This is a genomic window from Pseudomonas gingeri (assembly GCF_013385635.1).
Taxonomy (GTDB): Bacteria; Pseudomonadota; Gammaproteobacteria; order Pseudomonadales; family Pseudomonadaceae; genus Aquipseudomonas; species Aquipseudomonas gingeri_A.
The window spans coordinates 181,042-192,064 of the sequence record NZ_JACAPR010000028.1 but is presented as its reverse complement, the minus strand read 5'-3'; the positions used below and the strand labels follow the sequence as shown (position 1 = coordinate 192,064).

General features: G+C 63.1%; 9 protein-coding genes. 1 reads left to right on the top strand and 8 read right to left on the bottom strand.

What is annotated here, in order from left to right; genetic code table 11:
- Positions 1-78: 78 nt before the first annotated feature.
- The 6 genes from HX851_RS29255 to HX851_RS29230 form a co-directional block, all read right to left on the bottom strand.
- Complete coding sequence (locus tag HX851_RS29255) at positions 79-891, bottom strand: PA4824 family protein (RefSeq protein WP_256262791.1); 813 nt, start codon at positions 889-891, stop codon at positions 79-81.
- A gap of 11 nt (positions 892-902) precedes the next feature.
- Positions 903-1,250 carry a DUF2493 domain-containing protein gene (locus tag HX851_RS29250; RefSeq protein WP_177055695.1) on the bottom strand — a complete coding sequence of 116 codons (348 nt, stop codon included), beginning with the start codon at positions 1,248-1,250 and terminating at the stop codon, positions 903-905.
- Positions 1,238-2,956: a Na/Pi cotransporter family protein gene (locus tag HX851_RS29245; protein WP_177064176.1), complete on the bottom strand. Its 1,719-nt coding sequence runs from the start codon at positions 2,954-2,956 to the stop codon at positions 1,238-1,240. The genes HX851_RS29250 and HX851_RS29245 overlap by 13 nt, the downstream gene beginning before the upstream one ends.
- Before the next feature lie 24 nt (positions 2,957-2,980).
- Positions 2,981-3,196, bottom strand: a complete 216-nt coding sequence (locus tag HX851_RS29240) for a hypothetical protein (protein ID WP_177055691.1) — start codon at positions 3,194-3,196, stop codon at positions 2,981-2,983.
- Between the two features lie 169 nt (positions 3,197-3,365).
- Complete coding sequence (gene mgtA, locus HX851_RS29235) at positions 3,366-6,080, bottom strand: magnesium-translocating P-type ATPase (protein WP_177064175.1); 2,715 nt, start codon at positions 6,078-6,080, stop codon at positions 3,366-3,368.
- 288 nt (positions 6,081-6,368) lie between these two features.
- Positions 6,369-6,668, bottom strand: coding sequence for a hypothetical protein (locus HX851_RS29230; protein WP_177064174.1), 300 nt, complete (start codon positions 6,666-6,668; stop codon positions 6,369-6,371).
- 499 nt (positions 6,669-7,167) lie between these two features.
- Here HX851_RS29230 and otnI point away from each other — a divergent pair, with 499 nt between their 5' ends.
- Positions 7,168-7,953, top strand: coding sequence for a 2-oxo-tetronate isomerase (gene otnI, locus HX851_RS29225; protein WP_177064173.1), 786 nt, complete (start codon positions 7,168-7,170; stop codon positions 7,951-7,953).
- Here the strand turns inward: otnI and HX851_RS29220 are convergent.
- A complete protein-coding gene (locus HX851_RS29220) occupies positions 7,950-8,357 on the bottom strand; it encodes a VOC family protein (RefSeq protein WP_177055683.1) in 408 nt (135 codons plus the stop codon). The two genes, otnI and HX851_RS29220, sit on opposite strands and share 4 nt — an antisense overlap.
- A gap of 23 nt (positions 8,358-8,380) precedes the next feature.
- The gene (locus HX851_RS29215; RefSeq protein WP_177064172.1) at positions 8,381-11,014 is read right to left on the bottom strand and encodes an MGH1-like glycoside hydrolase domain-containing protein; all 2,634 of its coding nucleotides are present in this window, start codon (positions 11,012-11,014) and stop codon (positions 8,381-8,383) included.
- Positions 11,015-11,023 lie beyond the last annotated feature (9 nt).

The window sequence follows — 11,023 nt, the reverse complement described above, 5'->3', positions numbered from 1 at the left end:
AGTGATCGCGTTTGGCACGTACCTTGTGGGAGCGGGCTTGCCCGCGAAGGCGTCCTGGCCGACACCTGGGGATTGTGCTCAGAAGCGCAGGGTCGCGCCGGTGGTGAACCATGGGTCGCGATCACCGTTCAGGTGACGCCCGACCACCAGGTCGATATCGAGCTTCTCGCTGATATGCAGGCGCGGCCCGGCCTGCCAGCCCTGGTCGCCGTGCTGTTGGCCAAAGCGTTCGGCCACCAGTGTCAGCGACGGTATCACGTCATATTCCACGCCGGTGCCCCAGGTCAGGGCGTGATTCTGCTCGCCGTCGTCGTAGGCCTGGGTCCAGCCACCGCTGACGGTCAGGCGCAACGGCTCGATCGGCTGATAGGTCAGTGGCACGCTCAGGTCGACACCGTCGAAGGAATGCCGGCGGGCCGTGGCGAAGTGCAGTGCCGCCGACAGCGCGGCTTCCAGGCCAAGGTCTGCGCGGCTGAGCAGCGACGCCTTGAGGTGTGGGCTGAGCATCGTCTGATGTTCCCCGTCATCACGACTGCGGTTGATATCGGCGCCCAGTTGCAGCGAGGGCAGGCTTTCGGGCGTGCAGTCCCGGGACAGCACGGTTTCCCCGCTCGATGCATTGTGTCGGCCGCTCTTGTACCAGGTGTCGATATTGCATTCGCCGGGGGCGTTGATGCCGCCGTCGTCGACGACATAGGAACCGCCCGCGGCCTGGGCCTTGGAGTAGATCGACAGCAGGGCGAAGGTGCCGAGGGTTGCGCCGACAAACAACAGGGTGCGGCGCAGGGAACGTTGCCGGGCGCGGGGCAGGGCCTGGTAGAGGGAGGTGCAGGGGCCGCTGCGGGTCGGGCTGGCGGTCGGTGTGCTGCGGCGAACGTTGTTCTTTTGCATGAGAGGCTCCTTCAATCGTCGATGGGCAGGGTTTCAATGCCGATGGCCCTGGCCTGGGCTACCAGCTCTTCGGTGTCGTTGCCGCCGGGGAAGGCGAGCACCAGGTCCGGCTCGCTGTCGAGCAGCATGAATTGGTTGCGGCGGCGCTCGGCCTGCTTGCCATAGAGTTGCCAGTTGGAGGGGTAGCGCACGATATGAGTACCGGTTTCCCGGGCCCAGTCCTCGAGGGTGCTGCCCAGGTACTGGTTGCCGCCGTGGATCAGCACCTCGATCCGGCGCACCTGCTGGTAGGCCTCGAGGACCTTGCGGCACATGCTGGCGTTCATGTAGTAACGCCCGGCGCAGATCAGGACGCGCATGGGTAGTCATCCTTGTCGCGTGGCGGTTGTTCGTCGTTGCGCAGCAGTACCGGGGCAGGGTTTTCCGCCAGCTCGTGCAAGCCCGGAATGTGTTCGCCCGCGCGCTCCAGCACCGGATAGGCCAGGGCGGCGATGTGATGGTGGACACGCCGGTAGTCGCGCAGTACCCGCTGGAAAATATCCCCGGATTCGGCCCAGGCGCTTTTGTCGGCGCTGAGTTTGCGGAAGTGCTCGCGGCTGGCATTGGCTTCCAGCCGACGGATCGAGGCCTTGCGCGCGACCAGTTGGTGCGCGGTGGCGGTGTCCTCGCGCAGGAACACGGTAATGGCCAGGTTCAGGCTTTCCTGCAGTTCGTCGTGCAACGGGTAGATATGCCCCAGTTCGAACTTCGAGAAGGCTTCGCCACGCCGCCGTCGACGGGCCGCCAGTTGCGCCAGGTTGCTGGAGAGAATGTCGCCGGCGTGTTCCAGGTTGATCACGAACATGAGGATTTCCTGGGCGCGGTCGGCGTCCTCGTCGCTCAGGCCGTCCTGGCCGATATCCGCCAGGTAGGCGCGGATGGCGGCGCTCAGCAGGTCCAGTGACTGGTCCAGTTGGCGAATCTGCTCGGCCGAGACCTCCATGGGCGCCTCGAACAGTTTCAGCACGCGTTCGAGCATCACCGAGAGCATGTCGGCGAGGCGCAAGGCTTCGCGCACGGCGTTCGACAGGCCGATATTGGCGACTTCCAGGCCGGCTTCATCAAGGTAGTGCGGCATGCCCGGATCGGCGGGCTGCTCGGGAGCGGGCAGGAGCCGGGTCAGTACCGTTGCCATGCGCTCCACCAGACCGATAAAGCCCAGGGCCAGCAGCCCGTTGAAAGCGATGTGCAGGTACACCACCTGATGGCCGGGCGAAATGCTTGAGGCCGTCAGGGCATTGCCCAGCAACGAGGCGAACGGCAGCACCAGCAGCGCGCCGAACAGCCGCACGGCCAGATTGCCCAGGGGCAGGCGGCGGGCGACCTGGGTACTGGCGCTCAGCACCGGCGGCAATGCGCCGCCGATGTTGACGCCGAGCACCAGGGCCAGGGTGGTCACCGGCGACATCAGGCCGGTGCCGGCCAGCGAGGCGATCAACAGGATCACCGCGACGCTGGAATGGCAGATCCAGGTCAACAGGGCGGCGACCAGCAGCGCGATCAGGATATCGCCCTGCAGGCCTTGCATCACCGCGTGGAACACCGGTGTGCTTTCCATCTGCCCGAGGACGGCGCCCAGCAGGCTCAGGGCCAGCAGCATCAAGCCCAGGCCGATCAGCGCGCAGCCGATGCTTTCGTAGCGCGAGTCGTCCCGCAGGCGGAAGACCACGAAACCGCTGAGCAGGACGATGGGGATCGCCATCGAGGTATTGAAGCTCAGCAACTGCACGACGAGGGTCGAGCCGATATTGGCGCCGAGCATGACCGCCAGCGCCGGGGCCAGGCTCAGGGTGCCGGCGGCGGTAAACGAGGTGGCCATCAGGCTCACAGCGGTGCTGCTTTGCAGGATGGCGGTAATGCCGATGCCCGAGAGCAGGGCTTTCCAGCGCTTGTCCAGATTGCGTCCCAGGCCATTGCGCAGTTGCGTGCCGAAGCCGCGCAACAGGGCGGTGGAGATCATGTGGGTGCCCCACAGCAACAAGGCGATGGCGCCGGCGAGATTGATCAACAGAGTGGTTCCAGACATGAGGATTCTCCCAGTGCTGGTTTTTTACTTTCTGGGTGGGCGCAACAACCTCACCGAGGCACGACTGATGGCGCTGGAGAATTCCAGCAGATAGCGCATCTCGATACTGGTCAGCGTCCCGCGCACGTAGAGCTTTACGGTGACCCGCCTGACGACCTTGGCGGCCTTGGTCAGGCACAGCACCGACAGCGCCCGGTAGCTGTAGTCGAGGAGGGCGAACAGCTGTTTGATGGGTTCCATGGTGGGCTCCCGGTGATGGCCGGTTGGTCGGTTCTGATGTTGTGAGCGCAACGGACCTTGTAGGAGCCGGCTTGCCGGCGATGAGGCCGGCAAGCCTTGCATCGACTGTTCTGCCGCTATCGCCGGCAAGCCGGCTCCTACAGGGTTGGGCGGTGCTCCTGGAACCTCGTCAGAACCACTGCTTGAAGCGACGGATATAGAAGGTCTTCATGGTCTGGGCCACAACACAGTAGGTCAGCAGGGTGCCCACCAGCCATGGGAAGTAGGCCATCGGCAACGGCACCAGGCCGACCAGGGTGCCCAGTTGCGAGAACGGCAGGTAGATCCCGATGGAGACCGCCAGGCAGGTCATGACGATGATCGGCAGCGCCGCGGTGCTCTGGAAGAACGGGATCTTCTGGGTTCGCAGCATATGCACCACCAGCGTCTGCGACAGCAGGCCCTCGATAAACCAGCCGGACTGGAACAGTGCCTGCATTTCCACGCTGTTGGCGGCGAACACGTACCACATCAGGGCAAAGGTGGTGATGTCGAAGATCGACGAGGTCGGCCCGATCCACAGCATGAAGCGGCCGATATTCTTCGCATCCCATTTGCGCGGCTTGCGCAGGAACTCCTTGTCCATCTTGTCCCAGGGCAGGGCCAGCTGGGAGATGTCGTAGATCAGGTTCTGCAGCAGCAGGTGGATCGACAGCATCGGCAGGAACGGAATGAACGCACTGGCCACCAGCACCGAGAACACGTTGCCGAAGTTGGAACTGGCGGTCATGTTCAGGTACTTCATGATATTGCCGAAGGTTTCGCGGCCCTTGAGCACGCCTTCTTCCAGCACCATCAGGCTCTTTTCCAGGAGGATGATGTCGGCCGATTCCTTGGCGATGTCGGTGCCGCTGTCCACCGAGATACCGACGTCGGCATCGCGCAGGGCCGGGGCGTCGTTGATGCCGTCGCCGAGGAACCCGACGGTGTGCCCGTTGGACTGCAGGGCCTTGAGCACCCGGGATTTCTGCAGCGGAGTCAGTTTGGCGAACACGGTGCGTTCTTCGACCCGCAGTTTCAGGATCTCGTCGTCCATGTGCTCGATGTCCTGGCCCAGCAACGGCACGCCCGGCTCCAGTCCGACCTCGCGGCAGATCTTGCAGGTGACGACCGCGTTGTCGCCGGTCAGGACCTTGACGGTGACGCCGATCTCGCGCAGGGCGGCAATCGCCGGGCCGGCGGTTTCCTTCGGTGGGTCGAGGAAGGTCAGGAAACCGCGTATCACCAGTTCACGCTCATCGGCGGTCTTGTACTGGTCCTTGCTCTGGGGCTTGAGAATATCGCGGGTGGCGACCAGCAGGACGCGGAAACCGTCCTTGTTGTAGTCGTTGGCCAGGGCCAGCAGCTTCTTGCGGCGCTGCTCGTCAAGGGTCACCACGTTGTCGCCTTCCATCACATGGCTGGAGATGGCGAGCATTTCCTCGACCGCGCCCTTGCAGATCAGCAGGTGGTCGCCACGGCTGTCCTTGACGATGATCGACAGGCGCCGGCGGACGAAGTCGAACGGCAGCTCATCGACCTTGCTGTAGGCGAACGGCACCTGGAACTTCGGGTCCTGCTCGGAGAAGCGCAGCACCGCCTGGTCCATCAGGTTCTTCATGCCGCTCTGGTGGTGGCTGTTCAGCCAGGCCAGGCCGAGGACCGCATCGTTGCGTTGCCCGTCGGTGCCGACATGGTGCTCCAGGATGATCTTGTCCTGGGTCAGGGTGCCGGTCTTGTCGGTGCACAGCACATCCATCGAGCCGAAGTTCTGGATCGCGTTAAGGCGCTTGACCACCACCTTGCGCCGGGCCATGGCCATGGCGCCCTTGGCGAGGTTGGCGCTGACGATCATCGGCAGCATTTCCGGGGTCAGGCCGACAGCCACAGCCAGAGCAAAGAGCAGAGCATCGCCCCAGTCGCCCTTGGAAAAGCCGTTGAGCAGGAACACGATCGGCACCATCACCAGCATGAAGCGGATCAGCAGCCAGCTGACACTGTTCACGCCGCGGTCAAAGGCGGTCTGCACCCGCGAACCGACGATGGCCTTGGCCAGCGAACCGAAGTAGGTGCGCGGACCGGTGGCGACCACCACGGCCTTGGCCGTGCCGCTGACCACGTTGGTACCCATGAAGCAGATGTTCTGCAGGTCCAGCAGGTTGCTCTGGTCGGTGGGATTGGCGCCGACGGACTTTTGCGCGACATCGCCGAGGGTGTCGTACTTTTCCACGGGCAGGGCTTCGCCGGTGAGCACCGCCTGGCTGATGAACAGGTCGCGGGACTCGATCAGGCGGATATCCGCCGGGATCATGTCGCCGGCCGACAGGTGGACGATATCGCCGGCCACCAGTTCGCGCATCGGCACTTCGCGTAGCACTGGCTTGCTGCCCATCTGGTCACGGCGCAGCACGCTGGCGGTGGTGCGGACCATGGCCTTGAGGGCTTCGGCGGATTTGGCCGAACGGTGTTCCTGCCAGAAGCGCAGGGTGCTGCTGAGGGTGACCATGGTCATGATGATGATGACCTTGGTCAGGTCGCCATCTTCGCCGGCGCGTTCGGCCAGCCAGAAGTCGGTGAAGAAGCTGATGCCGGCGAGGATCAGCAGGACGTAGATAAAGGGGTTGTTCAGGGCCTGGAGGAACTGGACCAGAGCGTGTGGCGGCTTGTCGTGGGCGACCTCGTTGTAGCCTTCGCGTTGCAGGCGACCCGAGGCGTCCAGTTCGGTGAGGCCGTCACGGGTGGCCTTGACGTTGCTCAGGGTGGTGGCCAGGCCATGCTGGGATTCGCGAGCGGCGCGCATCGACAGCCGGGCGTCATCCCTGCTGTTGTTCTGGCTGTGCCGTGGTGGAGTTTTTACGCTGTTCATGGTTATGCCCCTGTCACTTGTCCGCGACCAGGCATGGGGACGGCTCACCGGATCAAGGGCGAGCGAATACCTGCCGAGTCGCGAGGGTGCGATCGATTCGAATTGAGTTCTGTCCGGATATTTAACGTTCGCTGCCCGCCCACGGAAAAACAACAGGCAGCGAACCGACTACTGGCTTCGTCCATAACAACTTTCTCTATATGTATTAATTGCCGGGCAATAGCAGTTCCGTGCACTTCAAAGTTGTGAAGTACATGCTCGGAAGTTGTCCATGTCAGTGCCGGTCAATCAGGCGGCACGGGCCTCGACATACAGGTTCAGGGTTCGGCCGGCGCGCTGTAGCAGCTGCGCGAGCCCCATACTCTGAGGGTCCTGGCTGTCGTCGAAGCTCCAGCGCTGTTGCAACTGGCCGGTGGCCGGGCAGATACGCCAGCCGATGGCCGCGCGCGGCGCAACCTGGGTGCTGGAAGAGGGGATGGCGAACAGGGCGCTGGCCCGCGGCGCGCGGGTGGGCTCGCGGGACAGCTTGACGCGCATGCTGGAAGCAAAGGCGCGCACGCCTGGCATTACAGAGGATTTGAAAGTCATAACACACCTCGCGACCGGACTGGCGCCGGCAGAGGCGAGTTACGTGGGAGCACTAGGCCCTGGCGCAGCTCACCCGACTGTGCGTCGAGTCCCGTCATTTTTTGGGTTAAGCGCCCGGTGAGCCGCGTTCGCGGTAACCGGACAGCGTCTAGATACTGTGTCCATTGGGTTCTTTTATGAGTTGAAAAAAGGCCTGAGCAGCAGGCAGGGGGAATTTACTCAGCGAGGTACATTAAGTCAACCTCAAATGTGCGGTTTTGTTGTATTAAACTGAATGAACGCTGAAGTGAGCGGGATATTGAACTTTGAATTGGTTGTTTTCAGAATATAACCTGGACTCTTCAGTACATATCCACGGGTAGTATTTAACTTGAATGATGGTTGCGCGGAGTCCATCGGCATCAACGACGCATTTTCAGGTCGCTTTCGGTAACCGTTGCCCGATCCGTCAGCTTTGTGTATTCCTGCTTCCATTCCCAGTCAAGACCGAGACCTGCCCATGCCCCGTTTCGCCGCCAACCTGAGCATGCTCTATCCGGAGCACGATTTCCTCGACCGTTTCCCGGCCGCCGCGGCTGATGGTTTCACCGCAGTGGAATACATGTCCCCCTACGACTACAGCCCGCAGGCGCTGAAACAGCGTCTAGACGACAACGGCCTGATCCAGGTCCTGTTCAACACCCCACCCGGTGACTGGTCGGCCGGGGAGCGCGGTACCGCGTCCTTGCCCGGTCGAGAGCAGGAGTTTCGCGAAGGTTTTGCCAAGGCCCTGGAATACGCCGCGATCCTCGGCAACAGACATATCCACGTGATGGCCGGCCTGCTGCCCGCCGGGGCCAGCCGCGAACGACACCACGTCGCCTACCTGGAAAACCTTGCCCATGCCGCCGCCGAAGCGGCCAAGGCCGGTGTCACCGTGCTGCTGGAGCCGATCAACACCCGCGATATGCCGGGCTTTTTCCTCAATCGCCAGGACCAGGCCCATGCCGTCCGCGAGACCATCGGCGCCGCCAACCTGCAGGTCCAGTTCGATTGCTACCATTGCCAGATCGTCGAAGGCGACCTGGCCACTACCTTGCGCCGCGACCTGGCGCATATCGGCCATATCCAGATTGCCGGTGTCCCGGATCGCCATGAGCCGGACCAGGGCGAAGTGAACTACCCGTGGCTGTTCGAGCTGCTCGACCAGTTGGGCTACAGCGGCTGGATCGGTTGCGAGTACCGGCCTCGCGGCAACACCTGCGCCGGACTGCAATGGCTGCGAGACTGGAAGGCCCGTGGTTAATCCGTAATGCCCGGCAATGGATCGTGACAGCAGACGCACAGCTTGTTGCCGTCCGGGTCACGAAAGTAGGCGCCGTAGTAGTTGGGGTGATAGTGCGGACGCAAGCCGGGCGCGCCTTCACAGCTGCCGCCATGTTCCAGGGCCAGTTGATGGCAGCGTTCCACCGCTTCGCGACTCGGCGCCAGCAGGCCAAGCATCTGGCCGTTGCCGGGGCTGGCGGCTTCGCCATCGAAGGGCGTGCCGATAATCAGCAACGGGCGTGGCGCGTCGGGGCTGACCCAGCCGGCCCAGGGCTTGTCCGCATCGCTGAAGCGCAGCTTCAACCCCAGTGTCTCCATCAGCGGTTGATAGAAGCCGAAGGCGCGGTCGAAATCGGTGATGCCCAGGTAAACATGTGAAAGCATTCGGTAAGGCTCCGGATGAACCGTCAGTGGCGCGGTTGCAGCAGCAAGGCTACCAGCGCACTCCAGCCGGTCTGATGAGAGGCGCCCAGGCCACGCCCGGTGTCGCCGTGGAAATATTCGTGGAACAGCAGCAGATCACGGCTCGCCGGATCTGCCTGCAACTGCGGGTAGGCCGCCATCGCCGGGCGCTGCCCGTCCGCGTCCCGCAGGAACAGCGAGGTCAGGCGTCGGCCGAGGCCGTCGGCGACTTCATCCAGCGATGATAAATAGCCGGAACCGCTGGGATATTCCACTGAAAAATGGTCGTCGTAGTAACGGTGGAACTCGCGCAGCGATTCGATCAGCAGATAGTTGATCGGCATCCACAACGGCCCGCGCCAGTTGGAGTTGCCGCCGTACAGGCGCGAGTCGGATTCCGCCGGTTGGTAGCGGGCGTTCAAGCTCTTGCCGTCGAGTTGCATCGCCAGCGGCTGCTCGGCAAACGCCCTGGACAGCGAGCGGATGCCGAAGTCGGAGAGAAACTCGGCTTCATCGAGCATGCGCTTGAGCAGGTTCTTGGTGCGTTCGCCACGCAGCAGGGCCAGCAGCAGGCGATTGCCGTCGCCGGGTTCGTTCCAGCGCGAGACCAATGCCGCCAGGTCCGGTCGATGGTGCATGAAACCCAACAGCCGCTCGCGCAGGCCAGGCAGATCCTGGTGTTCACGCTGCTCCAGCACCAGCACGGCGAACAGCGGCATCAGCCCGACGATGGAGCGCAGGCGCACCGGTTCACTGCGGCCGTCGGGGTGTTGCAGCACGTCGTAGAAAAACTCGTCCTGGTTGTCCCAGAGGCCCTCGGCGCTGTCGTCGACCCGGTTGATCGCCCCGGCGATATAAAGAAAGTGCTCGAAGAACTTCACGCCGATATCGACATACACCGGGTTGCGCCTGGCCAGTTCCAGGGCAATGCGCATCATGTCCAGGGCATAGGCGGCGACCCACGCGGTCCCGTCGGCCTGATCGAGGGTGTAGCCTGGCGGGATGTCGTCGGAGCGGTTGAACAGGGCGATATTATCCAGCCCGAGAAAACCGCCCTGGAACAGATTGCGGCCCTCGGCGTCCTTGCGGTTGACCCACCAGGAGAAGTTCAGCAACAGCTTGTGGAAGATGCGTTCGAGAAAGTCCATGTCGCCGCTGCCGGTCAACTGCTTTTCCCGCTGGTAGACCCGCCACGACGCCCAGGCATGCACCGGCGGATTGGCATCGTCGAAGCGCCACTCGTAGGCCGGCAGTTGGCCGTTGGGGTGCATGAAGCGATCCTTGACCAGAAGCAGTAACTGGTGCTTGGCGAAGCCCGGATCGATCAGGGCGAAGGCCACCGCCTGGAAGCCCAGGTCCCATGAGGCGTACCAGGGATACTCCCATTTATCCGGCATGGAGACGATGTCGAAGTTCGACAGGTGTCGCCAATGGCTGTTGCGGATAGACGGGCGTCCAGCCGGCGGTGGTGGTTGGGCCGGGTCGCCGTCGAGCCACTGGTTGACGTCGAAATAGTAGAGTTGCTTGGACCACAGCAGGCCGGCCAGGGCCTGGCGCTGGACATTGCGCGCATCGGCATCGTCGAGGCCTTGCTGCAGGGCGGCATAGAAATCATCGGCTTCCTGGCGGCGCTGCTCCAACAGGTGGCGGACATTGAGCTTTTCCGCGCCGGGAGGAGCGAAGCGCAGGTACACCGTACGGGTTTCACCGCCTTGCAGTTCCAGGGCGAAGTGCGCCGCCACCCGCGTGCCGCTGTCGTGACGAATACTCTCGGCACCGCCAACCACATGGTCGTTGATACCATCCTTGAACGGTCCGTCGGCCTGCGAGCCGTTCAGGCGACGGGTGTTGGTCTCGTTCTCGCAGAACAGCCATTCGCAAGCGGTATCGCCCCAGGCAGTGGCCTGCATGGGGTCGCAACCGGCATGCAGGGCCGTGACCTTGTCATCCAATAGAGTCAGGCTCGGCCGTCGGGCGTGGAGACTCCAGCTCCAGTCATTGCGCGCCCAGAGTTGCGGCAGCACGCGCAGGCGGGCGGGCTGGTGAAAGCGGTTCTGCACGCTGACCCGCATGACGATATCGTTTGGCCCCTGCTTGGCATACTCGACTGTGACATCGAAATAGCGGTTGTCCTCGAACACCCCGGTATCGAGGATTTCATACTCGGCATCGGCCAGGCCGCGACGGGCGTTCTCCTTGACCAGGTCGTCATAGGGAAAGGCCGCCTGCGGGTATTTGTAGAGCATGCGCATGTACGCATGGCTGGGTACGCCATCGAGATAGAAGTAGAGTTCCTTGACGTCTTCGCCGTGGTTGCCTTCGGCATTGTTCAGGCCGAACAGGCGTTCCTTGAGAATCGGGTCGCGCTCGTTCCAGAGCGCGAGGCCGAGGCACCAGTGCTGGGACTTGTCGGAGAATCCGGCGAGGCCATCCTCACCCCAGCGATAGGCGCGGCTGCGGGCGTGATCGTGGGGGAAATAGGCCCAGGCGTCGCCATCGGCGCTGTAGTCCTCGCGGACCGTACCCCATTGCCGTTCACTCAGGTACGGCCCCCATTCGCGCCAGTCGGCGGCATTTTCGCCCGCCAGACGCTGGCCTTCAATCGTGTCGAGAAGCGTCGCTGCAGGTTTGGCCGTCATCGGATCTTC

Bases quoted from the DNA above. Each gene is read 5' to 3' on its own strand.
- HX851_RS29255 (WP_256262791.1), bottom strand. From the start codon at position 891: ATGCAAAAGAACAACGTTCGCCGCAGCACACCGACCGCCAGCCCGACC.
- HX851_RS29250 (WP_177055695.1), bottom strand. From the start codon at position 1,250: ATGCGCGTCCTGATCTGCGCCGGGCGTTACTACATGAACGCCAGCATG.
- HX851_RS29245 (WP_177064176.1), bottom strand. From the start codon at position 2,956: ATGTCTGGAACCACTCTGTTGATCAATCTCGCCGGCGCCATCGCCTTG.
- HX851_RS29240 (WP_177055691.1), bottom strand. From the start codon at position 3,196: ATGGAACCCATCAAACAGCTGTTCGCCCTCCTCGACTACAGCTACCGG.
- mgtA (WP_177064175.1), bottom strand. From the start codon at position 6,080: ATGAACAGCGTAAAAACTCCACCACGGCACAGCCAGAACAACAGCAGG.
- HX851_RS29230 (WP_177064174.1), bottom strand. From the start codon at position 6,668: ATGACTTTCAAATCCTCTGTAATGCCAGGCGTGCGCGCCTTTGCTTCC.
- otnI (WP_177064173.1), top strand. From the start codon at position 7,168: ATGCCCCGTTTCGCCGCCAACCTGAGCATGCTCTATCCGGAGCACGAT.
- HX851_RS29220 (WP_177055683.1), bottom strand. From the start codon at position 8,357: ATGCTTTCACATGTTTACCTGGGCATCACCGATTTCGACCGCGCCTTC.
- HX851_RS29215 (WP_177064172.1), bottom strand. From the start codon at position 11,014: ATGACGGCCAAACCTGCAGCGACGCTTCTCGACACGATTGAAGGCCAG.